Source organism: Oceaniferula marina (genome assembly GCF_013391475.1).
Classification (GTDB): domain Bacteria; phylum Verrucomicrobiota; class Verrucomicrobiia; order Verrucomicrobiales; family Akkermansiaceae; genus Oceaniferula; species Oceaniferula marina.
In genome coordinates this window covers 46,358-67,963 of the sequence record NZ_JACBAZ010000004.1, presented here as the reverse complement: position 1 = coordinate 67,963, position 21,606 = coordinate 46,358, and the positions used below count along the sequence as shown (strand labels likewise).

The 21,606-nt window shown below is 53.8% G+C and carries 20 protein-coding genes; 11 read left to right on the top strand and 9 right to left on the bottom strand.

Features of this window, described 5'->3' with window-relative positions; translation table 11 throughout:
* Window positions 1-27 precede the first annotated feature (27 nt).
* The 7 genes from HW115_RS10510 to HW115_RS10480 all read left to right on the top strand — a co-directional run bounded on the left by HW115_RS10510 (window position 28) and on the right by HW115_RS10480 (window position 6,862).
* A complete protein-coding gene (locus HW115_RS10510; protein WP_178932672.1) occupies window positions 28-2,112 on the top strand; it encodes a hypothetical protein in 2,085 nt (694 codons plus the stop codon).
* A 62-nt stretch (window positions 2,113-2,174) separates the two neighbouring features.
* Window positions 2,175-2,426, top strand: coding sequence for a hypothetical protein (locus tag HW115_RS10505; RefSeq protein ID WP_178932670.1), 252 nt, complete (start codon window positions 2,175-2,177; stop codon window positions 2,424-2,426).
* 70 nt (window positions 2,427-2,496) lie between these two features.
* Window positions 2,497-3,426 carry a hypothetical protein gene (locus HW115_RS10500; protein ID WP_178932668.1) on the top strand — a complete coding sequence of 310 codons (930 nt, stop codon included), beginning with the start codon at window positions 2,497-2,499 and terminating at the stop codon, window positions 3,424-3,426.
* A 48-nt stretch (window positions 3,427-3,474) separates the two neighbouring features.
* Window positions 3,475-4,014, top strand: coding sequence for a hypoxanthine phosphoribosyltransferase (gene hpt / locus HW115_RS10495; protein ID WP_178932666.1), 540 nt, complete (start codon window positions 3,475-3,477; stop codon window positions 4,012-4,014).
* 22 nt (window positions 4,015-4,036) lie between these two features.
* On the top strand, window positions 4,037-5,158 hold the full coding sequence (locus HW115_RS10490) for an LOG family protein (protein WP_227021432.1): 1,122 nt from the start codon (window positions 4,037-4,039) through the stop codon (window positions 5,156-5,158).
* A 139-nt stretch (window positions 5,159-5,297) separates the two neighbouring features.
* The gene (locus HW115_RS10485) at window positions 5,298-6,401 is read left to right on the top strand and encodes an N-acetylmuramoyl-L-alanine amidase (RefSeq protein WP_178932663.1); all 1,104 of its coding nucleotides are present in this window, start codon (window positions 5,298-5,300) and stop codon (window positions 6,399-6,401) included.
* Between the two features lie 56 nt (window positions 6,402-6,457).
* Window positions 6,458-6,862: a YkgJ family cysteine cluster protein gene (locus HW115_RS10480; protein WP_227021431.1), complete on the top strand. Its 405-nt coding sequence runs from the start codon at window positions 6,458-6,460 to the stop codon at window positions 6,860-6,862.
* A gap of 18 nt (window positions 6,863-6,880) precedes the next feature.
* On the opposite strand, the gene HW115_RS10475 is transcribed toward HW115_RS10480, so the two are convergent.
* Window positions 6,881-7,678 (bottom strand): HAD-IIA family hydrolase, encoded by a 798-nt coding sequence (locus tag HW115_RS10475; RefSeq protein ID WP_227021430.1) that lies wholly within the window; start codon window positions 7,676-7,678, stop codon window positions 6,881-6,883.
* A gap of 254 nt (window positions 7,679-7,932) precedes the next feature.
* Here HW115_RS10475 and HW115_RS10470 point away from each other — a divergent pair, with 254 nt between their 5' ends.
* On the top strand, window positions 7,933-10,011 hold the full coding sequence (locus HW115_RS10470; RefSeq protein WP_178932659.1) for a hypothetical protein: 2,079 nt from the start codon (window positions 7,933-7,935) through the stop codon (window positions 10,009-10,011).
* An 87-nt stretch (window positions 10,012-10,098) separates the two neighbouring features.
* Here HW115_RS10470 and HW115_RS10465 read toward each other — a convergent pair whose 3' ends face one another.
* Both HW115_RS10465 and glnD read right to left on the bottom strand, forming a co-directional pair.
* Window positions 10,099-10,650 carry a dihydrofolate reductase family protein gene (locus HW115_RS10465; protein ID WP_178932657.1) on the bottom strand — a complete coding sequence of 184 codons (552 nt, stop codon included), beginning with the start codon at window positions 10,648-10,650 and terminating at the stop codon, window positions 10,099-10,101.
* 42 nt (window positions 10,651-10,692) lie between these two features.
* Window positions 10,693-13,455 (bottom strand): [protein-PII] uridylyltransferase, encoded by a 2,763-nt coding sequence (gene glnD, locus HW115_RS10460; protein ID WP_178932655.1) that lies wholly within the window; start codon window positions 13,453-13,455, stop codon window positions 10,693-10,695.
* Between the two features lie 155 nt (window positions 13,456-13,610).
* Here glnD and HW115_RS10455 point away from each other — a divergent pair, with 155 nt between their 5' ends.
* Entirely contained in the window at window positions 13,611-14,585 is a 975-nt protein-coding gene (locus HW115_RS10455) for an archaemetzincin (RefSeq protein ID WP_178932653.1), read from the top strand.
* A gap of 67 nt (window positions 14,586-14,652) precedes the next feature.
* Here the strand turns inward: HW115_RS10455 and HW115_RS10450 are convergent, their stop codons facing one another.
* The gene (locus HW115_RS10450) at window positions 14,653-15,510 is read right to left on the bottom strand and encodes a metallophosphoesterase (protein WP_178932651.1); all 858 of its coding nucleotides are present in this window, start codon (window positions 15,508-15,510) and stop codon (window positions 14,653-14,655) included.
* A gap of 47 nt (window positions 15,511-15,557) precedes the next feature.
* Here HW115_RS10450 and HW115_RS10445 point away from each other — a divergent pair, with 47 nt between their 5' ends.
* Window positions 15,558-16,010 (top strand): deoxycytidylate deaminase, encoded by a 453-nt coding sequence (locus tag HW115_RS10445; protein WP_227021429.1) that lies wholly within the window; start codon window positions 15,558-15,560, stop codon window positions 16,008-16,010.
* 34 nt (window positions 16,011-16,044) lie between these two features.
* Here HW115_RS10445 and HW115_RS10440 read toward each other — a convergent pair whose 3' ends face one another.
* The 4 genes from HW115_RS10440 to rsmB all read right to left on the bottom strand — a co-directional run bounded on the left by HW115_RS10440 (window position 16,045) and on the right by rsmB (window position 19,184).
* On the bottom strand, window positions 16,045-16,809 hold the full coding sequence (locus HW115_RS10440) for a tetratricopeptide repeat protein (RefSeq protein WP_178932649.1): 765 nt from the start codon (window positions 16,807-16,809) through the stop codon (window positions 16,045-16,047).
* 72 nt (window positions 16,810-16,881) lie between these two features.
* Window positions 16,882-17,508 (bottom strand): nicotinate (nicotinamide) nucleotide adenylyltransferase, encoded by a 627-nt coding sequence (nadD, locus tag HW115_RS10435; protein WP_178932647.1) that lies wholly within the window; start codon window positions 17,506-17,508, stop codon window positions 16,882-16,884.
* 27 nt (window positions 17,509-17,535) lie between these two features.
* Entirely contained in the window at window positions 17,536-17,676 is a 141-nt protein-coding gene (locus HW115_RS10430) for a hypothetical protein (protein WP_178932645.1), read from the bottom strand.
* Window positions 17,677-17,924: 248 nt separating this feature from the next.
* Window positions 17,925-19,184 carry a 16S rRNA (cytosine(967)-C(5))-methyltransferase RsmB gene (rsmB, locus tag HW115_RS10425; protein WP_178932643.1) on the bottom strand — a complete coding sequence of 420 codons (1,260 nt, stop codon included), beginning with the start codon at window positions 19,182-19,184 and terminating at the stop codon, window positions 17,925-17,927.
* A 62-nt stretch (window positions 19,185-19,246) separates the two neighbouring features.
* On the opposite strand from rsmB, the gene HW115_RS10420 reads away from it, so the two are divergent.
* Window positions 19,247-20,284 (top strand): COX15/CtaA family protein, encoded by a 1,038-nt coding sequence (locus HW115_RS10420; protein WP_227021428.1) that lies wholly within the window; start codon window positions 19,247-19,249, stop codon window positions 20,282-20,284.
* Between the two features lie 102 nt (window positions 20,285-20,386).
* Here the strand turns inward: HW115_RS10420 and ald are convergent, their stop codons facing one another.
* Window positions 20,387-21,499: an alanine dehydrogenase gene (ald, locus tag HW115_RS10415; RefSeq protein ID WP_178932639.1), complete on the bottom strand. Its 1,113-nt coding sequence runs from the start codon at window positions 21,497-21,499 to the stop codon at window positions 20,387-20,389.
* Between the last annotated feature and the right edge of the window lie 107 nt (window positions 21,500-21,606).

Below are 21,606 nucleotides of genomic sequence, written 5' to 3'. Positions count from 1 at the left end.
GTAAAAAATGCAACGAGTAGTAAATAAATGATGGCTAAGGAATGGTTGTGGTCGCAAGGAAAGGGGGCGTGGCTCGCTTCGTTGCTTGCAGGTTGGGGCATGGTGTGGGCCTGTAGCCCTGAGTATCCGATTCGGATGCTGGGCTGGGGGAATAAGTTGTTTCAAGCATCACCTACGGCCTTGTCTTCGATGTTTCCTCTGGCCAATGAGCCTCCTCCGGCTGTGGAGAAGGGGCTCTGGCAATTGGATGCTCAGCGATCCCGGACATTGGAGGTGGATAAGCTGGATTTGGATGCTGCAGCTCCCGGTTTGAACGATGAGTTTTTTGATGCTTATTGTCGGTGCCGTTTGCAGATGCAGGGGATTGATCAATTGAAGGATCAGGATTTCGCTGCCTTAAAAAAGAAGTGGGAGTTGGATGTTTGGCTCAAGGAGTTGCCACGTGAATTTCAACATTATCTTGAGGGGGCGATCGCCTACCATCGAGGCGATAGCGCTGCAGCCCGGCGTGCTTGGATTGAGTTGTTGGCACTGCCCGGTGATGAACGCATGTACCGGACCAGTTGGGCGTATTGGATGCTGGCAAAAACGTCGTCGGGGCCAGGGAAATCGCTGGGTTGGTTTAAACAGTTGGAAAAGTCGCTGGATGAAGGATTTCACGACAGCCTGGAGATCGGTAAAAATCGGCAGGGGTGGAGGGCTCGTTTTGCCTATCTCAGTGGTGAATATGCACTGGCGCTGGATACGTACCTTGAGATGGGGGCGTCGGGGGATTTGGATGCCGCCGAAGCGGCTCGAGCTGTAAAATTGGTTTTGAATTTGGGCTTGCAACAGGATGGGGAGGCGATGATGGAGATGTGTGCTCTCAAGCCTGAACGCCGGCAGGCCTTTTCTCTTTACCTCTGTAAGCTGATCGCCTCAGGCTTGCGCTGGGGTGACGATTCGGAAGACTCCAAGTCGATGGCGGATGCATGGCTGAAAGTCTTGGATGGGCATGAAGTCGCTCAATCTGAAGAGATGGCGGGGGTGCTTGCCCGGGTGACTTACGAGGCGGGGATGGATGCGCAGGCTTTGCGATACGCGGCTCTGGCTGCGAAAGAGAATCCGGACGTTTACTGGGTGAAGGGTAAATTGGAGGCCAAGGGGGGACGTTTTGCACAGGCTGAAAAGTCATTTGCATCCTATCTTGCTTTGATCGATCCCGAGCAGGATGGTGGTGAGCAAATTTGGGAAAGCGAGTTCTATGCCACTTCGGGTAAGAAGCAGTGGCTCCGCCAGCGCCGGACATTTGCCTACGGTGACTATGCGGCGGTTTTGCTGGCTCAGGAAAAATATGCGGAGGCGTTGCGTGCGTTTCTGGATGGTGGCTTCATGAGTGATGCTGCCTATGTTGCCGAGTCGTTGATGGGGGTTGAGGAGTTGTTGGTATACGTTCGAAAACAAAACATTCAAGATGCCGCTGGTCACGAATGGTTGTCCCGGTTGTTGGGACGTAGACTTGCTCGTGAGCGGTATTTTAAAAATGCCCGGACTTATTTGCCGGAGGCTGATTGGAAGGCCTTCGATTCTTATGTTGAGCGATACCGCCGGGCAATGGACGAGTCCTTGCCGAAAGAACAACGTGCCCAGCTCCTATGGTCCGTAGCCGAAGATCACGTGACTTATGGGCGTCGCTTGTTCTGGTTGAGTAACGGATGCCGACCATACCCCCGGGCGGTGGCGGCCGGCTTGATGGAGCCATACCATTCTTTTGATGTGCCCGAGCCCGTGCCCTCGATGAGCGCGGGGGAGTTGAATCGTTTGAAGCGCTATGGTCGCTCCGTCACGACGATGACCCCCGTTCACTACTATGATGCAGGGGAGTTGGCATGGAAGGCTGCTCATCTGCTGCCCCGGCAGGACCCTCGGGCGGCAGCGATGTTTTGGCAGGCCGGGATGTGGATTGCCGCTCAGGATCCGGAGCGGGCGGATCGTTATTACAAGGCATTGGTTCGCAGGTGTGGGCAGACACCGCTGGGGAAGCTCGCAGATGAAAAACGATGGTTTCCGGTATGGCAGGAGGAATGGAGGATTCGCTGGGACGCGCCCGAATCCGGGATACTGACGCAATAGCCAAAATTCCGGGGTAATGTCGCCTTGCTTTCCTGTCGGGATGCGGTATGGAAACCCCTGACATGAAACAAATCATCATCAGTGCATTCGCTATCGTCGGTCTGTTCTCCTTCATTTCCTGTGAACGTCATGAGTGGGAAGATCAAGGAGAAGAGAAGGGGACCAAGCGCCTGTACCCTGTGCAAGAGCACGGTCATGGCGGGCATGATACCCATGGTGATAAAAAAGATCATTCAGGTCATGAACAGGCCGATAAAAAGACCAAGGACTCCTCGGCTGAAGCCAAAGACGGCCATGACGGTCACCAACACTAATTTCGAATAAACCTTCCCGTCGCACGGTCGATTCCCCAACTCGCGGGCGGCGACAGAAGGAAGAACACCGATGGAAAAGAATCGACCTCCAATCTGGTTATTGCCCAATTTGTTGAGCCTGGACGCTCCGCTGGTGGCGGTGGCGTGGATGTGGATGTTGGCCCGGGCTTTGAGGGTGGAGTATGTGCACCCGACCGCGTGGTGGGTGCTTCCGGCCGCTATCTGGTGTGTGTATGTGGCCGACCGATTGTTTGATGGTTGGAGTCATCCGGATATCCGGGAGTCTTCGCCCAGACATGCGTTTCACTGGCGATGGAGGTGGTTGCTGGTGGTCTTGGTTCTGGGGATTGGGAGTGCTTGCATGTACCAGGCCCTGTATGTGTTACCCCGCTCGATGTTTTCAGCCGGTTTGGTGGCGATCATGTTATGTGGTTTGTATTTTTTGGTGGCCTTTTTTCAAGGGCGCGATGTCCCCTTTGTGAAGAATTTCTTGGCGGGGATGATTTTTGCGATGGGGGTGGGGATTCCGGTGAATGCGGCCAACGCGAGCTTATTGGTGACGGATTTTAATGACGTGGTGTACGCCATGAGGAACACAGGATTGATTGACGCCATTTGGAATTTTGGCTGGATGGTGATTCGGACACTACTCGTGATCTTCCACCAGTGCCGGGAAATGCTTATCTTTGGTTTGCTCTGTATGATGAACATCACCGCCATTGATTTATGGGAGCGAGCGGAATCGGCTCCGGATCAAGAAACCGCGTATGGGCATGAGTCCACCCTGACCTTTGGTTTGATTGTGCTTGCCGGAGGCTCCCTGGTGTTTGCCGCCATGTATGCGGATGAATATTCCAAACCTTTTTATTATGCCGTGATGGTTGCGGCAGCTGTATTGCAGGGGGTGAACCATTATCGTGACCATTTTTCCGCAAACGCCCAGCGGGTTCTGGCTGATATCGCGCTTTTGATCCCTCTCCCGATCTTTTTGGTGTTTTGATCAGGATGGCGGTTGGAAGCCCGCCCGTTTTTTGCTAGGGTTCGACCCATGCATGAGGATATAGAGAAGGTTCTGATTGATGAGGATGTGATTCGTCGCCGTCTGGTGGTGTTGGCCGAAAGGATCATTGCAGACTTTGAGGGGAAGCCGATGGTGGCCGTGGCCTTGTTGAAAGGAGCTGTGTTATTCGTTGCGGACCTGATCCGCCATATCCCTTTGCCGATGGAGTTTGAACTGCTTAATGTTTCCAGTTACCATGGTGGATTGAAGAGTAGTGGGGAGGTGCTTTTCCTCGATAACCATCAGCCGGACCTTCATGGTAAACATGTGCTCTTGCTGGATGATATTCTCGATACTGGCCTGACCATGGAGGCAGTGACGAAAAAGCTGAAGGATCAAGGGGCGGAGGATGTAAAAACCTGCGTCTTACTGGCCAAGGACATTCCGAGGGATACGGTGAAAGAGGCCGATTACACCGGCTTCGTCATCGCGAATGAATTTGTTGTGGGTTATGGGTTGGATTATCAGGACCGTTACCGCAATCTTCCCTATGTCGGGATTTTGAAAGAAGAGGTGATTTCATCTTAAAAGAGAAAACGGGAGAAACATTATGGGACGTCAGGTATTGAGAGAGATCGATAGTATTGCTGCATTTCGTCGTCAGCATGGGAAGCTCAAGGGAGCGGTGGTTCAGGGCCTGGACCTTAGGCTCCAGGATTTGGATTGGTCCGAAGTTGATTGTGAGGGAGCGGTGTTCCTTGGTTGTGGCTTCCCCGATGGCGTGGATCTCGAGAGTTTGCGGAAAAAAGGAGCTTTGATTTTTCCGACCATTCCGGGTTTGCCCTACCACCCTCATCGACACGCCTTGTATTCTCGTGAGGAATTGATGGAGGGCTGGACCCACGAGGAGGACCTCAGCCGGGATAAACGGATTTACGATCATTTCCACGAGCAAGGGAGAACCCAGGCCGATGTGCTTGAATTAATGGCCCAGCGAATCCATGACCACGCAATCGATGACGCCTTGGGCGATTTGCTTGAAGGGAGGGTTGAAAATGACGGTAAAAAGAAAGTGGTCGGCATCATGGGGGGGCACAGCACGCCTCGGACCGATCCGTATTTCCGCAAGGTCGCTCTGATTGCCCGAGCGTTGACCCAGAGAGGTTATTATATCGCTTCCGGCGGTGGTCCCGGGATCATGGAGGCCGCCAATCTGGGAGCATGGATGGGGAACTCATCCGTGGAGGCATTGGATGAAGCTCTGGAAATTCTTTGTGAAGCTCCAGTCTATACCGATGAACATTATGTGCAGCGAGCCCAGCAAGTGCTGGAAATGCATCCACATGGGTGCTCAAGTCTGGCGGTTCCCACCTGGTTTTACGGGCATGAACCCACGAATTTGTTTTCACTCCGAATCGCGAAGTACTTTTCCAATAGTATTCGGGAAGATGGCTTACTCGCCATTTCCCATTACGGGATCATCTATGCCCCTGGAAGTGCCGGCACCACTCAGGAGATCTTCATGGATGCCACCCAAAACCACTACGTTACCTTCGATTACGTGAGCCCGATGGTTTTCCTGGGTAAGCAGCGCTATCAGCAAGACACCATGCTTTTTGATTGTATCTCGCAATTGGCAGAGGGGAAAAAATACGCAGATTACCTGCTCTGCACCGATGATGAAAATGAAGTGGTTGAAGCCATTTCATCATACCAGCTGGCTGGTAAATGATGTCCTTTCGGGCGGTATTTTTGACCTGCCTTTATGTTGGGGGGTGGTGTTAATCATCGCAATTCCTTGCGGCCCGGACGATGACAAATTTTTTTAAAACATTTCTTTAGTTAAGTTAAGTTTACGGTATACTACCGGCATGAAATGGGGTAATTGTACTTGGCTCTGGAGTGTTGGCGCGGTTTTGGCTGCGTTGACCTGGTCGGCTTGCTCATCCCAACCGTCCCTGACAAAGAAAGACAGGTCGGGGGCAGGGTCGGATTACGGAGCGACGGCCTCGACCGGCGGGATGTTTGTTCCCTCCAAACCCAAAAAAAGCCCGACGAAGCTGTATGCCGAGGCGAATGTCAAAAAGTCGTATATCCCGAAAGGGCGTCACGGACGGAAGGTGACGCGACGGATGAATCCTCGTTACATTACGATTCACAGTACCCAGAACTATTCTCCTAGCGCCGATGCCTGGCGCCACTCGCTGGCCTTGAACAATGGGAAGCTCAGAGCCCGTAAGCGCCGCGGTGGAAACCGCATCGGGTACCTCACCTGGCACTATTCAGTGGACCAGTACCGTTGTGTGCAGCATCTGCCAACCAACGAACAAGGTGAGCACGCTGATTTTGACGGACCCGGGAACAACTACAGTATCGGGATTGAAATGTGCGAAAACCGGGGGAATAGCCGCCGGGCAACCTTGGAGCGCACGGCCAAACTGACGGCCTGGTTGATGTATAAACACAACATCCCACTGCGCAAGGTGGTTCCACATTACCACTGGCGCCGCAAAGGGCTTGCCGTCGAGCACAAAAATTGCCCGCATTTTCTTCTCGATAACGGACATCCGGGAGCCAAGTGGCAGGCGTATCTGGCAAAGATCAATAAATACCATAAATCGATTACAGGGGGAACTCCCGTTGCCGCTCCTCGCACGACCAGTAGCTCAGTGGTAAAAACCGTGCCTCGGCCATCCTCATCGACCAGTCCAACGACCTCTCGGAGCACAGCTTCTCATACATCGCAGTCCCTGCCCAAAGGAGTCACTCGCACAAGCTCGAAGCCCAAGACTGTCAGCACGCGCAGTTCTTCCAGCTCCCGCTCGTCTTCCCGTTATCACACGGTGAAGAAAGGGGACACCTTGTATGGTTTGTCACGTCGCTACAAAACCTCGGTCAGCGCCATCCAACGCGCCAATGGGATGAGTGGGACGATGATCGGTATTGGCAAAAAACTGAAAATCCCAGCATCGTAGCGTTTGGATGCTTGTCGGGTGATTGAAAAAAGCTCCGCGGCTGATCTCAGGATCGTATGACGATGGAATCCGAGGTATCAAAGGAACCCGAAGTGTGGTACCAATGTGACCGATGTACGGTCTGTTGCAAGTGGCCTGGTGATGTTCGGGTCGAACCCGGGGAAATCGAGAAGATTGCGGCATTTCTCGGTATGGAGACGCAGGCATTCATCGACCGGTTTACTCGTTTGCGGACCAATCGCAGCGGATTGTCCCTGATCGAAAAGGAGAACCACGAGTGCATCATGCTAGATGGCAAAAACTGCCGGATCAACCCGGTCAAGCCGGAGCAGTGTAAGGGCTTTCCCAATTACTGGAATTTCCCGGGGTGGCAGGAGCAGTGCCAAGCCAAACCCATCCCCATGGATCGCGCCAGGGAGATGGGATTGGTGGATGAGAGACCCGGCCCCCGGGCCGTGTGATGGATCTTTTGCGGCTCACTACCCGTGGGTGAGATAAAACGTTTCCGGGATCTCGTTGAGACAGGAGGCCACAAGGTCGGGTGCGTAGGCGTAGTTGCTGATGCTTTTTTCTTCGGTGTGGCCACTCAGGACGAGCACGGATCGGTATCCCATCTGCACGGCTCCGAGCACGTCGGTGTACATGGTGTCCCCAACCATGATGGTTTCATCCGTGCTGAGCCCCAACTCTTTTCGAGCCATACGCATCATCACTGGACTTGGTTTTCCTACGGAGAACGCTTTTTTTCCTGTGGCGCTTTCGATCATGGCGACAATGGCACCACAGCCCGGGCGAATACCTTGTTCCGTGGGGCAGACGGCATCGAGGTTGGTGGCAATCAGGGAGGCTCCCTTGGCCACGAGGCGGACGGCTTTTTCAATCATTTCGAAGTTGATGGTCCGTCCCTCCCCGACGACAACAAAATCGGGTTCGTCATCGACGACCGTGTAGCCGTTTTGGTGGAGGGCCGCGGTCAGGCCATTCTCTCCGATGACATAGGCGGTTCCGTTTGGTTTTTTGAGTGCCAAGTAGCGAGCGGTAGCCATGGCGCAGGTGAAAATTTCCTCTGGTTTGGCTTCGATCCCCATCCGGGTGAGTTTCAATGCAACATCCCGGCGCGTTCGCTGGCTGTTGTTGGTGAGAAACATGTAGGGGATTTCGAGGGACTTGAGCTTTTTTAGGAAGGTGTCAGACCCTGGAATGAGTTCATTTCCACGGTAAATGACACCATCCATGTCGAGAAGGAATCCGACTTTCTTGAGTGTAGATTGAGACATACACGGCATCAATAGCATGTGGCATACCAAGACACAGCAAGCATGTGACAGTTCACTCACTCGGCTGAGATAGGAAAATTGACGATGAATCGATGTAAGAATCACCTCGTCTCCGGCGTTCACACTGGGTGATGGACAATTTACAAGGGCCAAAGAAACAGCAGCTTTTTTTGAAATGTTTGCGAGTTTCTTGTCTAGTTTTGTTGGGGCAAGGTGACTTGTCGGCCGCGGATTCAGTAAAGAACAAGCCAGCAATGAGCCAGAGCTTGGAAGTGGAGGTGTTGGCGGCCAAGGGGAAGTGGAGCGATCAAATCCGCGATGCTTTTATAGCCCAAGCCAGAACCGAGATGCTTTCCGCATTGAAGGCCTCGGGGAAGAGCGTTTCAGCTGAAACCGTGGCCTGGGTGGATGCGCATGAGGATGCTCGATTGGCTGTTTACGCATCGGTTTCACCTGCTGATCCCCGGATTTTGATAAATCTGGACCAGCTGCGCACAGAACTCGGGGATGAGATGTTCCAGCGCTACCGACAGTTTTGTTTGGGGGCCGCTGTGGCTCGCCGTAGTATCGGAGTGGGGGCGATTGCCGGTGCTGCCGTGAATTTGAAATTTGCCAAGCTTTACGAGTGGGGGGACGAAGCCAGAGCGAAGGGCGTGGAGCCTGAAGCCTACCTTGCCGGGACCAGAAAGGCAGGTGGGATTGAGAAGTATGCCGCAACGGATAAAATATCAGCGTATCTCAAGCAGCACGCATTGCCTTTGAAGGATGCCTACGTTCAGGATTCCCACCGCAAGGCAATGGAAGCCATCTTGACCGAAGCAGGAGTGAAAAAGGCGGAGCGGGCACTACCTGGAGTTCTGCGCAGTATCATGCTGGCTCAGGAGCTGCGTCCGGCGAAGCGGAGTGACTACCCACGGGTGTCCGAGTATCTGGTTTTCTTGGATAAAATATACCAAACTCCGGCGTCGCAACTCAGCTTGGAGGATGGGCAACGTTGGCCGCTCTATCCGGTCAAAGAGTCGCCATGGCCGATACTCATGCCCTTGAGTATGACCTGGCCTCTGGATGAAGCCGAACACATTTGGGAAAAATACCAAGGGAAACACGGAGGAAAGCGGCTCCACACATACGGGCCATATAACCGCTTCCCTGTTGGTGTGGATCGCTCCTTGGAACCGAGCCCATGGCATTGGAGCTCCTGGCCGTCCACGATCACCACGGGGGGCGTTTGCGGCACCATGAGCTCGATTGCCAACGGAACCTTGACTTCCCTTGGTGTGCCGATTGTGAAAGCGGGGCAGCCTGGTCACTCGTGTATTGTCCGTTACGATATGAATGAGCGGCGTGAATATTTGGCGGCGGTTGGTCAGGCCGCCACAGGTGGACCTGATAAAACCACGGCTCCTTGGCTTTTTGCCGATCAACCGAAGGTGAGAAGTCGCGGGAAATTTTCCGTATACTCGGAGTACCATTTTGCCCTTGCCCAGGCGATGAACGCCGGACTGGATTCTTTCCTTGATACGCGTATTGCACTGCACATGTATCGAGCCATGCCTGAACCCCTGCGGCTGAAAACTGGTCGTGCTCTGCTACTGAGTGCGCTAAAACGCAACCCATATAATATCGAAGCCTGGTACGTGTTGGCGGAGGATTCAAGATCCGGTGCCGAACTCGTGGCTCTGTTCGACTCCTTCAACCGAGAGCTCAGTGTGAAAGCTGAGAGGGAGCGTCAGGAAGACCGGGATGCATCAGCAGACTTGGGAGAGGACAAGATCAACCCCAAGTCGTCTACCGAGAGTAAAATCGCTACCTTACGGCATATCGGGCAGGAGCAAATGGCCGTGATCGCACTGCGTGATCTCGATCGTTTCTCCAAGCAAGATTTACAACTTGTATCCTCACGACTCAATAGATTGATCGAATCCGGAGATGTGCATCTCACTGCGATGCTTGACCGTTGTCGTTGCCGGATCGAGGGCGTGGCAACGGTGCAGTCTGATATCTCTGCTGAACTAACACGGTTTTTGGCAAAGCCACCCAAAGGGCGGAAGAATATGAAACGCGCGCAAGCTAGACTCAGTCAACGGATTGCCACCGTGGCATCGTTTCCTGGTCCGAGAGATGCTCGGGAAACATGGTTGAGAAGCTTGTTGGATGCCTTTTCCGATGACCGGAAAGTGGTGGTCAGTAAGAAAAAAGGCAAACAGTTGGATAAGTTTTACGGAACCGTGTTGGCTGAACTAACAAAAAGTTTGAAAGCGAAACCTGCAAATAAAAAATCTCTTCGTGAGCTGAATGCCAAACATCAGCGACTGTTAAAGGGCGAAGTCTGAAATCGGACCGGTTTCTAACTTTTCGCTGAGCTAAGGATTGATCGTTCTTGCTTGTTCCCTCAAGATTCAAGCCGAAAGGTATGTATGCTAGGTGATCTTTACCTTTGTTTTTTGGATTCGGTAATGATCCTGAACAAGTCCGTTGGAAAATGACTTTGAGTCGAGATGCTTGAGCGGGATTTCTTTTTCAAGTCTGTTGAAGAGTGAGATGCCCGACCCGAGCAGCAGGGGGGCTCTGGTTAAGATAAGATCGTCAATCAGATGAGAGGCCAGGAACCTCCTGATGGTTTCACCGCCATCGATGTAGAGGTGTTTGAATCCCCGTTTGGCAAGATCGTTGACGATTTCTTCCGGTTCTCCATGCATGCACTCCACGGTGTCGGATAATGTGTCAGGGATGCTTGTGCCTCGCTGACTAAGAACGGCTACCTGTTTGTTTGCGTAAGGCCAGTCGTTGAATGAAAGTACTTTCTCGAAGGTTTTTCGACCCATGACAAGGCAGTCCACCGATGCAAAAAAGGTGCCGAACCCGTAGTCGCTTTCAGGATCCTGATTGAAGGAATCAAGCCAACTGACGTCTCCATCATCGCGCGCAATAAAACCGTCGGTTGAGATGGCAATATAGACTGAAATGTTCATGGGCGACGGGTTCCTGAATCTTTCTTATGCGAGCATACGTGATTAGCTGATGAGCTTACCGAGTTTTTCTGTGATCTCCTCGTGCTTTTCTTCATTGATGATTTTGCTGCCATCCGGCCAGGTGACGTAGATGGTATTCATCGCGGCTCCTTTTTCTGTGCAAATACGTGCGTGTACGGTGGCTAGCCCTAACTGGTCGACGGCATAAAACAAATCGTGGAGTAAGGCGATCCTGTCCAGAGCTTGGATTTCAATGGCGGTGCAGGTGTCACTCAAATCATTGCTGATATGCACACGGGTGGGGAAGGGGATCCCACCTTCAGAGACATCGGTCCGGAGGAAATTGGTTTTACGTTTGAGGTATTGGTTTGGGTCGTAATGTGTCTGAGGATCCGGATCCTGATTGATGGCCCGGAATGTTTCCAGAACACGCTTTTGATCACGTTCCAATGTCACCGGTTCGTGGTCGACGGTGCACACCTGGAAAATATCGCAGACCACGCCGTCGAGCCGGGTGTAAACATCCGCGCCGATGATGTTGATTTCCTGGGATGCCAGCGCACAGCAAACTTTTTCGAGGAACAATGGACGGTTCCAAGCGGTGACCACAAGCTCGGTGTGGGATCGGTCCGAGCGGTCGATCCAACGCATGTCACATTCAAAGGCCCCATTGGATTTTGCGTTGCGTTTGAAAAATTGGTAAACGGACTTGATGTGAATGGAGATATTGCGCGGTTCCCTGAACCGGAAATAGGCATTGGGCATCAGCTCGAAGTGCCGCTCCATCTCTTCGTGATAGGACTTGGATAGAATTTTACGGCAGCGGGTTCGCAGTTCGTCTTTATTGTCGGTGAGGGTGTTTTTGAAGTGCTCCTTACCTTTTCTCAGCCAGAGGCGGGTTGCCTCATAGAGTTGAAGCATCAGGGATTCTTTCCATGGCGACCAGGCCTCTTCATTGGTTCCGTTAGAGTCGGCCCAGGTGAACAGCAGCAGTGCATCCAGATTGGCCTTGTCTTTCATGATGTTGGCAAACTCTTCGATCACGGTGATGTCGGATAAATCCCGGCTGGTGGCATAGCGCCAAAAAGTGAGATGGTGGTCGACGAGAAACATAATCAGGCTTCGGCGCCCTCCTGAGATTCTGAGCCTGCGGCAGACTTTATCCGCGAGAATGGTTGAGCCGTCAATGTGCTCGCGAACATTTTCAGCCCGACCGGTGTCGTGCAGGATGAGTGCCAGATAGAGTGCGTAGGGATCCTGGATGTTGTGTAAGAGTCTGCGGTAGAGTTTGCGCCCACGGTCGGTTTCATCCGGAGAATCGACCAAGCTGTCTAATTGGTCAATGCAGCGAAGCGTGTGTTCGTCTGCGGTGTAGCGGTGGAAGAATTCGTGTTGGACCAAGCAGTCGAGAGCTCCGAATTCGGGAAGGTATTTGTCGAGCACGGTGGTTCGGTGCATCAGCCTAAGGATACGTCCGACCTCTCCCTTGCGTTCGAGAATGGCGCGGAATGTTTCGCGGTTGGCTTGTTTGTAGCGGAACGAGCGGTCGATTTTTTTTGCTGCGCGGTGGATGTAGCGCCGGGCTTGAGGGCTGAGCTCGAGTGATTTTAGCTGGCAATGTTGGAAGAGGCGCATCAAGCGGTTGGGGTCTTCTTCCAATGCCTCTTTGTAGGCGAGGGAGATTCGGCCGTTGCGGGCAATGAATCCATCGAACTTTTCGGCTTTCGCTTGTTTGGTTCGAAACGGGAGGATGCTGAGCAGCCCTTGGGGTTTGCGTTCCTGTCTTTCGATCTCGAAGTATTCCATCAGCGAGGTGCTGTGGGTGTAGATGGCCCGGGTGTGCCGGTAGTAGTCGCGCATGAAAAACTCACAGCGGCGTAAGATGGTTTTTTGGGGGTAGGCAAAGCGGTTTGCCACCACTCCTTGCAGGCGTAGCGTCAGGGTGTCGGTGCAGCGCCCGTTTTCATAGTGCAGTTCGTTGCGAACTCGGTGTAGAAAGTCGAACCCCGCCTGAAGTTGCTGGCAGGTGCTATTGGTGATGATTTTTGCCTCGACCAGTTCTTCGAGCGATTTGAAGCCGCGCTTGACACGGGCAACCCAGAGGACGTTTTGATAATCCCTCAAACCTCCGCAGCTTTCTTTGACATGCGGTTCTTGAAGGAACACCGTGTGGGAGTACTTGCTATGGCGCCGCCTGAGGTCTTCACGTCTCAGGTTAAAAAAATCTTCCTGGCCTTTTTGCACACATTCTTTCTCAAACTTCCGGGTGAAGTCATCGAAGAGTTTGTCATCCCCCGAAATCAGGCGGGCGTCCATCTGAGCGGTTTTACTTTGTTGGTCAGCTTTGGCCTCACTGATGCATTCACCGATCGAGCGGCAGGCGTGGCCAACTTTAAACCCACAGTCCCACAAGGTGTAGAGAACTTCCTCAATCAAGGTGGATATGGGTTTGGGCAGTTTGTGTGATGCCTTTGGCAGCAGAAACAGAAGATCGAGGTCTGAGGATGGATTGAGTTGTCGCCGGCCGTAGCCACCCTGTGCGACCAGACTGACCGTCGGTGTTTTCCCTTCCTGCCTGCGAATGGCCGCACGAAAAAGAATATCCAGGACGTAGTCGAGTAGGTTTGACCGGGCTTCGGCTATCTCCAGACCGCCGGCGCCGTGCTGGTGGAGTTCCTGGATTTCCTCTTCCTGATTTTTGATGTACTGCATCGCCAGTGTGGCGGTTTCCTGAGCAGTGAGCTGACCATCGAGGATGGCATGGAGCGCATGTTGCGCGTTAACGGATATTTCTTGCTCAGACACGGGATGGCACAATGTGGGTGAAAGAATAACAGGATCGGGTGACAATCAGTGACCCGATGAGGCTGACAGCCATGGGTATAACGGTGGAGCAAAATGATAGACAGTCAAATTTTAGCTTAGAAAGTCATGATGAAATGCGTTATATCTGTATCGAAATGAATCGGACAAATATCGGAATCCTCGGGTTGGCAGTGTTGTGCTCACTGCTGGTCATCGTTTTTACCAGTATGGTGGCAGCTGAGTTCCAAGTGCCCGATGCCTCAACTCGCAAGGCGGCCGTAGGCTCTCTTCGTGGCTTGGACCATGAGATGCGGGTTGCGTTTGGCGATGATCGTAGCTTCGCCTCTTTTCCTGAGCCTGGCTTTAATGACTGGGTGTCCCAGCATCCGGAAAAAGGGCAGACCTACCGGCAATACAGTGGCTCGAGATATAACAAAATTAACCAGCAAAGGCGGGTTCTCTATATCCAACCGCTCGGAGAGTTTGACGAGAGGCTCTCGCCATCGCTGGAGGCCTTGCGTGATTTTACAGCGGCGTATTATTACCCGATGAAGGTGGTAGTGCTGCCTGCGAGATTACCGGGGAAAGTGACTAGCCGGCAGAACGGAGACTTTAAGCAGTGGCTGACCGGAGATGTGCTGGATGATTTACAAGCCCGAATACCAAATAATGCATACTCGTTGTTAGGTGTGACGATGACGGATCTCTATCCGGATGAAAGCTGGAACTTTGTGTTTGGTCAGGCCCGCTACCGTGCCAGAGTCGGGGTGTTTAGCTTCGCCCGTTATCTACCGCAGAGTGGTGACGAGGGTTCGGTGATGGGAGAGGAACAAAACCGCGTGCTTCTTAAACGGGCTGCCAAGGTGCTCACTCATGAGACCGGTCATATGTTCGGAGTGAGGCACTGTATTTACTATCATTGTAATATGAATGGGGCCAATCACTTGCAGGAGGCAGATGCTGCACCGATGCATCTGTGCCCGGTCTGTTTGCGCAAGCTCCATCGGGTGATTGGCTTTTCTCCACTGAGTCGTTACAAAAAGTTGAATGCCTTTTACGTGAAACACGGGATGACAGAGGATGCCCGTTGGGTTCAATCCCGTCTGGAACAAATGAAGAAAAAGCAATGACGATTGGTAGGGTGGACCTCAATCCACCGCTGTCAAGTTCCTGGGGGTGGGGGTATTCATGGGGCCCTCACGAGATCTCCTCGGAGCGTAGGGTAAGGATGGCAACTTCCGGTGCGCAGGCAAAGCGCACGGTTGTGCCGACGGTTCCCAGGCCACGGCTGACAAAGATGCTCGAGTCCCCGACCTGGTAGTCCCCGTAGATGTAATTTCTTCCGTATCTCACTTTCACCGGTGCGTAGCCGAGTAAGGGCACCCGGCACTGACCACCGTGGGTGTGCCCGGATAGCTGCAGGTCGACACGGTGGTCTCGCTTGATGATGTCAAAGACGTCCGGTTCGTGAACCAGTGCCAGAACCGGATCGCACGGGCTGTGTCCACCGTAGCATGACGGGAGATGGACACGCCCGGACCAAATCGAATCGGTGCCATAGATGAATAAGGGAGCTCCGCCAATGTTGATCCGGCTTCCCTGATTGAGTAGGAATTCGAGACCAGCCTTGCGGAAGTGATTTTGGAAAAGTGAAGGCGAGGCGCTCCAGCCGTCGTGGTTTCCCATGATGCCATAAATCCCATGTTTGGATCTGAGTCTGGAGAGGTGCTCCATCAATGGCGCGAGGGCGTCGGGAGACTGGGTGATAAAATCTCCGGTTAGGCAGATCAGGTCGGGGTTGGCTGCGTTGACTGTGGCGACAGCATCGGCCATGAGCTGGTCTTGATGCTCGGGCTGGTAATGGAAGTCGGTGAGTTGGGCAATACGCAAGCCGTCCAAGGCCGACGGCAGACGGGGGATATGGATGTCCCGCTCGGTCACGGTCAGCAGCCGCGGTTCTACCCACCGGGCGTAGGAGAAGGCCCCGATCGCACCCATGCCGGTAACGCGGATGAAGTTCCGGCGGTTGAATCGTGATCGTTTTTGGTCATCCATGGCAAATGCGCTCGACAAGATAATGCCAGTTATGCCAGACCTTGTCTATGCAGATAGACCTCGCTGTAGAAAATGACCGCATCACCATTCCCCAGTATGCGATGGCGCTGGCCCACGTCGCGAGCCTGAGGTCCGAGGATCCCTTTCGCAAAGTGGGGGCCGCCGCGTTGGACTTTGACAACCGGGTGATTGGGACGGCTTATAATGGTCTCGCCCCGGGGTTTCAAGCTCCGGAAGGGTTTTGGGACGACCGTGAAGGCCGCCAGAAATTCATGCTGCACGCGGAAGTCAACCTTTGCAGTTTGTTCAAACGCGGCGAGGTGAAAATCATTGCCTCAACCACGATGCCCTGTACTGCCTGCATGCAGACGCTTTGCGCCTATGGCGTGAAGGAAATCTATTACCGTGACGTTTATCAGGCATCGGACGCGCCTGAGATTGCCAAAACCTACGGCATTGGATTTGAGCGGGTCACTGATTACCCACTCAACCCAGCGTAATCGACCTCTGGCCGATTTTGCTGGCCTCTACGCTCTAGTCTTCCTGGGACTCTTCGGTGTCGCCACCGTAAAAGCTCCGGATGTAGCCGAATTCAATCAGCGTGTCCTGCCAAGCGGCCAGGGCGGCATCGTTTTTCCAGACGTAGCGGGCGTTGCGCAGTTCTTTTTCGGCACCGATTTTATCATCGGCATCGTAGGCGATGGCGGCTCGTGAGAAATAGTAGAATGGGGAATCGTCCCAGGCGTCGTGTTTGTTTTTGAGTGCCAGGGCTTCTTCTTTTTTGTCCAGTTTGAGTTTACAGAGGAGGAGTTTGAATTCGCACAGGCGGATCATGGCCTTGTTCTGTTTTGGTAGCAGAGGAATGATTTTTTCGAACCGCTTCTCCGCGGACTCCCAATTTTTGGTGACGAAGTCGACTTCGGCCAGGTTGAAGAGGACGTTGGTATTGTTTGGCGAGACTCTGAGAATTTCGCTGAAAATGGCATTGGCTTTGTCAAAAGCTCGGATTTCAACATAGCAGGCTCCCTTGATGTTGAGCGCTGCCGGGTGGTTTGGGTAGATTTTGTCGAGTTCGTCGATTTTTTCCAGAGCATCAAAGATGCGTTTCTGGTTGAAGAGGTTTTGCACCTTGATGATTTTCTGAGCGTATTCCTCACGTGTCTTTTTCGGGAGGTTGCTGAACTCCTGGTTGATTTCCTCAAGGCTGGCCGGTTTTTTTGCAGGTGCGTCCTGGGCATGCACAAACATGGGAGATGCCAGGCCGAGGGTGAGAAGAAGGGCGGTGATGCTTGGTTTCATAATGGTGGAGTGAACTGTCGTGATCCTGATGATCACGGGCTGAAAGCATATAAGCGTTAATTTTATTATACGTCAATCATCGGCTTCACCAGCTTTTTGCTCATTCCCATGCTGGTAGAGCCGGTTCTCCTGAATATAATCGTAAACCGCAGGGTGAAGCCAGGATTTTGCCGCCTTCGGAGTATTCCTGATTTGAGTTGCCGCTGCCGGATGATCCCCGTGGATGGTGTGCAGGCGATAGTTTTTTAGAGGCTTGGCGGGCTCACCACGGCTGAAAACAATAAATTCAACGAGTTGAGCGAGTTCGTCCGGGCGGTGCCAGTGGGGGAACGCCTTCCATTGATCGGTCCCCATCAGCCAGAACAAGCGGGCTCCGGGGTAGCGTTTGGCCATGGTCCCGGCGAGCCGGTGCGAATACGACGGGGGCGGTGCTGTCAGGTCGTGGTCGTCAACTTCAGCCCATTCGATATCTCTGGTAGCCAGTTGGCACATCTTCAAGCGATGGTGTGCATCGGCATGTTTTTGGCCTGCTTTGTGCGGTGACTGCCCGCACGGTAGAAAAAGAACGCGATCCAGCCCAAGGCTGTCGACCGCGGCCTGGGCAATGTGGGTGTGGCCGAGATGAATCGGATCAAAGGTTCCTCCGAACAAGCAGAGTGTTTTGAACGGAGAGCCCGTTTGCGAATCGTGCCCGGCCATAGTCGGAGAGTTGCCTTTTACCGCAATCTATTTCTTTTCGACGGGAGTGTCAGTGAACGGACCTTCGCTGAACTCGGTGGTTGAACTTCCATACCAAAGGAATATGGCAGTGCCGACAAAGCCAATAACAATGACCAGGGCGAGTATCAGGCTGAGACAGGATTTCATCTTGCGGCAGAGACTAGAGGGAATGATTTAGGACGTCCAGATTATCCTTCGGAAGATTGTGCAATGCTAACTGGAACATGATGCACGGTAGGGCTGATTGGCCTCAATCAGCCGCCTGAGATATGATGTTCGGTAGGGCTGATTGGCTCAATCAGCCGCCTGAGGTATGATGTTCGGTAGGGCTGATTGGCCTCAATCAGCCGCCGATGAGCGAGCGGGATCGGGTATCCCTCATGGCTGTCCAGAGCTTAATAGGATGGTATCCGTGAGATTCTCGCCGCATAGGCGCCGTCACTACCGTCCCGGAATGGGAGGGCTTGATGTTCTTCTTCGATTTGCCACTCGGGGTGAGAGGTGAGGAATGTTCTGATCAGATCGCTATTTTCTTCCGGTTCGATGGAACAGGTGGAATACACCAACCGTCCGCCTGGTTTGAGACAGGGCAGGGCATTGGCCAGAATCTGTGACTGAATACCGGTGAGTTCAACGATGTTCTCACCGCGTAGTCGCCATCGGGCATCAAGTCGCCGACGCATCACGCCGCTGTTGGAGCAGGGGACATCGAGCAGGATGGCATCGAATTTCCCCAGCCACTCCTCAGGGGCTGTCTGGGTCCAGTCGTGTGCCTGCACGGCAGCAATATCAATCCCGAGCCGTTCCAGATTGGTTTCCAATCGGGGGAGGCGTTTGGAGTTGCTGTCGGTGCAGAGAAGTTCTCCTTGGTTGTGCATGGCAGCAGCGATCAGGGCGGATTTTCCGCCGGGCGCGGCGCAGGCATCCAGAATGGATTCTCCCGCTTGCGGGTTCAGCAGGTCCACACAGTGGCGGGTGGCCGGGTCTTGAATGTAAACGTACCCTTCTTTCATCCAGTCTCCCGGCGGTGGGCCGTCAATTTCGAAATAGTTTTCCAATCCATCAACCGGCTTGGCATGATCGTAGGATTCGACCGCTTCACGGGCACCCTCTTTGAGTGGGTTGACCCGTGCCAGTGTCGGGGCTGGCAGGTTGTTCCACGCCATCAGGGAGTCGGCTTCCTTTTTGCCATAGGTTTTACTCCAGCGTTTATATAACCAGTCAGGGTGGGATAGTCGGACCGCGGGAGGAAGGTCGTCGAGCTCTTCCATCAGTCGCTTGCGCCTGGTGATTGCCTGACGTAGGACCGCATTGATCAGTCCTCGGACCGGGGCTTTGCCGCAATTGACGGTTTCATTGACGGCGGCATGGTCGGCGATGCCGAGCAGTAGGAGTTGGGCTACACCCACGCGGAGGATGTCGCGGGTTTCGTGGTCGAGTTTTCCCCGTCTGAGTTTGCCGATCCAGTGATCGAGTAGTCTCCGGTTGCGTAACACGGAGGAGACGATGGATTGCAGGAGAGCCCGGTCTTGCCGACTCAGGTGGTTGCGGGTGGCATGGCGCTCAATCAATGAGTCCATATAGGCGTGGCCTTTGGCCCATGCTCGGAGGGCTGAAACCGCCGCTCTGCGGACGTTGGTGGCTTGTGACGACATGATGCCGGAACCTAGAGGTGGATCGATCGGAAAACCAAGTAAAAATGGAAATAAATCATCCGATGATACGAGGAATACTTGCGGGGGGGCGGTCGATCCATTATCACCAGAGCGTGAGTCGATTCCAAAAAGTGGCCATGGCGGCCTGTTTAGCGGTGATGGTGCTGATCTTTGTCGGTGCCATCGTCCGGGCCACCGGCTCGGGGATGGGGTGTCCGGATTGGCCTACATGCTGGGGCTGCCTGATTCCCCCCACCAGTGCGGATCAGATCGACCCGGAAAAACTCGACATTGAAAAATACCGCCGTCGAGCGGCCCGGCACGGTATCGCTCCGGAAACCATCACCCGGGAGTCGGTGATTGCGCAATTTAATGCGACGCACGTCTGGGTGGAATACATCAACCGTCTGACGTCCCTACCAGTGGGTTTGCTTACCTTGGGGACGTTTATTGGGTCCTGGTGGCAGTGGAAAAAGCGCAAACGAGTAGTCCTGGTGGCGACATCGGCCATGGTGTTGCTTGGCGTAAACGCCTGGATGGGGGCCCAGATTGTGTTTAGTGGATTGAAACCCGGAATCATCACACTGCACATGGCGCTAGCCATTCTCCAGCTCTGTCTGCTGGTGTATGTGGCCTGGCGTGGTTGTGATCAGCCGTGGCGGTTTCCCCGGGCTCGTGGACTCAAGGCAATGCGGCAGCTTGGCTATGTGCTTTTTGCCCTTGTCCTTGCGGAAGGGGTGCTGGGGTCCCAGATCCGGGAGAAAACCGATGCCTTGAAGCAAAGCCATGAAATGGCACCGCGCTCGGAATGGGTGGCGGAGCTTGAACAAAGCTCGGTCTACTTGGTGCACCGCAGCGGGTCGTGGCTGATCTTGCTGGTTGCCGGTATGTTCTTTTTGCGGGGTCTCAGGGTGCAGTCGGGAGCCGCGTGGCTCGAGCGTGTGGTGCTCGGTATGGTCTTGGCCCAGATGGTGCTGGGATTGGTCTTGTCCCAGGTCGGAATTTTACCCATTGCGCAGGTCTTGCACATCGGGCTGTCCTCCATTCTCGTCAGTGCCTTACTGCTCTGGCTACTGGCAGCGAGACCGCACAAAGCTTGATGGATTGCGCTAATCCACCGCAACACGTCGTTCTCTGATTGCAGCCGTAACAGTAGGGAGGATTGTCCCCAATCCTCCGCTGTTATTACCGCGGTTAAAGCTTTAGCCCGTAATCAGTTCAGCCGGATCGACGGATGCCAGATCATGGGCCTCTCCCACCGGGGGACAGGTGAGTTTTCCTCCGGTGCAATTAATACCGCCCAGCAGTTCGGGACGGATTTTGCAAGCGGCTGCCACACCTTCATCAGCGATCAGTGTGGTCCAGCGCTGGGTGCAATTATTCAGGGCCTGAGTCGAGGTGCGGGAGTAAGCACCAGGCATGTTGGCCACGCAGTAGTGCAGGACGTCTTCTTCGTAATACGTCGGCTCGTCGTGGGTTGTCGGGCGGGTGGTTTCGGCACAACCACCTTGGTCCACAGCAATATCCACAAAGACACTACCGGGCTGCATCATTTTGAGCATCTCGCGGGTGATGAGTTTCGGCGCTGCCGCTCCGGGAACCAGAACCGCTCCAATCACCAAATCAACCCGAGGGAGAAGGTCCGATAAATTGGCTTCATTCGAAAATACCGTGTGAGCCCCCTCCATCGTGATGTCGAGAAAGCGCATCCGGTCGAAATCCACTTCCAGAATGCTGACATCTGCTCCGATGCCAGTGGCTACGCGGGCTGCATTCACCCCGGCGGTTCCACCACCAATGACCACCACGCGTCCCGGGGCCACACCCGGAACACCGCCGAGTAGGGTGCCCCGCCCGCCACGATGTTTTGCGAGATGGTAGCTGCCGACGATCGATGACATCCGGCCAGCGATCTCACTCATGGGTTCGAGCAGCGGAAGGCGGTTATTGACCTCGATGGTTTCATACGCAATGGCTGTGCAGCCAGAGGCGACCAAGGTTTCGGTGAGATGTTTGTCCGCAGCGAGGTGCAGGTAGGTGAATAAAGTGTGTTGTTCATTGAGCATGGCGACCTCGGACGCCTGGGGTTCCTTCACCTTGACGATGAGTTCGCTCTGGGCAAAGACCTCCTCGGCGGTGCCGACGATTTCAGCTCCTTGGGCCAGATAGCTTTCATCCGGATAACTGGCTCCAGCACCTGCCTGGGTCTGGACTAGAACGCGGTGTCCCCGGCGGGTTAATTCCCCTACAGATGAAGGGATCATGGACACTCGATGCTCTTGGGTTTTGATTTCTTTGGGTATGCCTACGGTCATGAATGGCAGACTAATCCTAGCCGATAAATATTCCAGAGCATTTCTGTCAAAAAAACTTGCCAAACAGGCAAAATTGGAAATACTCGCGCCGCTTTCGGCACATCGCC

Coding starts and splice junctions, on each gene's coding strand:
- HW115_RS10510 (WP_178932672.1), top strand. CDS start 28: ATGATGGCTAAGGAATGGTTGTGGTCGCAAGGAAAGGGGGCGTGGCTC.
- HW115_RS10505 (WP_178932670.1), top strand. CDS start 2,175: ATGAAACAAATCATCATCAGTGCATTCGCTATCGTCGGTCTGTTCTCC.
- HW115_RS10500 (WP_178932668.1), top strand. CDS start 2,497: ATGGAAAAGAATCGACCTCCAATCTGGTTATTGCCCAATTTGTTGAGC.
- hpt (WP_178932666.1), top strand. CDS start 3,475: ATGCATGAGGATATAGAGAAGGTTCTGATTGATGAGGATGTGATTCGT.
- HW115_RS10490 (WP_227021432.1), top strand. CDS start 4,037: ATGGGACGTCAGGTATTGAGAGAGATCGATAGTATTGCTGCATTTCGT.
- HW115_RS10485 (WP_178932663.1), top strand. CDS start 5,298: ATGAAATGGGGTAATTGTACTTGGCTCTGGAGTGTTGGCGCGGTTTTG.
- HW115_RS10480 (WP_227021431.1), top strand. CDS start 6,458: ATGACGATGGAATCCGAGGTATCAAAGGAACCCGAAGTGTGGTACCAA.
- HW115_RS10475 (WP_227021430.1), bottom strand. CDS start 7,678: ATGTCTCAATCTACACTCAAGAAAGTCGGATTCCTTCTCGACATGGAT.
- HW115_RS10470 (WP_178932659.1), top strand. CDS start 7,933: ATGAGCCAGAGCTTGGAAGTGGAGGTGTTGGCGGCCAAGGGGAAGTGG.
- HW115_RS10465 (WP_178932657.1), bottom strand. CDS start 10,650: ATGAACATTTCAGTCTATATTGCCATCTCAACCGACGGTTTTATTGCG.
- HW115_RS10455 (WP_178932653.1), top strand. CDS start 13,611: ATGAATCGGACAAATATCGGAATCCTCGGGTTGGCAGTGTTGTGCTCA.
- HW115_RS10450 (WP_178932651.1), bottom strand. CDS start 15,510: ATGGATGACCAAAAACGATCACGATTCAACCGCCGGAACTTCATCCGC.
- HW115_RS10445 (WP_227021429.1), top strand. CDS start 15,558: ATGCAGATAGACCTCGCTGTAGAAAATGACCGCATCACCATTCCCCAG.
- HW115_RS10440 (WP_178932649.1), bottom strand. CDS start 16,809: ATGAAACCAAGCATCACCGCCCTTCTTCTCACCCTCGGCCTGGCATCT.
- nadD (WP_178932647.1), bottom strand. CDS start 17,508: ATGGCCGGGCACGATTCGCAAACGGGCTCTCCGTTCAAAACACTCTGC.
- HW115_RS10430 (WP_178932645.1), bottom strand. CDS start 17,676: ATGAAATCCTGTCTCAGCCTGATACTCGCCCTGGTCATTGTTATTGGC.
- rsmB (WP_178932643.1), bottom strand. CDS start 19,184: ATGTCGTCACAAGCCACCAACGTCCGCAGAGCGGCGGTTTCAGCCCTC.
- HW115_RS10420 (WP_227021428.1), top strand. CDS start 19,247: ATGATACGAGGAATACTTGCGGGGGGGCGGTCGATCCATTATCACCAG.
- ald (WP_178932639.1), bottom strand. CDS start 21,499: ATGACCGTAGGCATACCCAAAGAAATCAAAACCCAAGAGCATCGAGTG.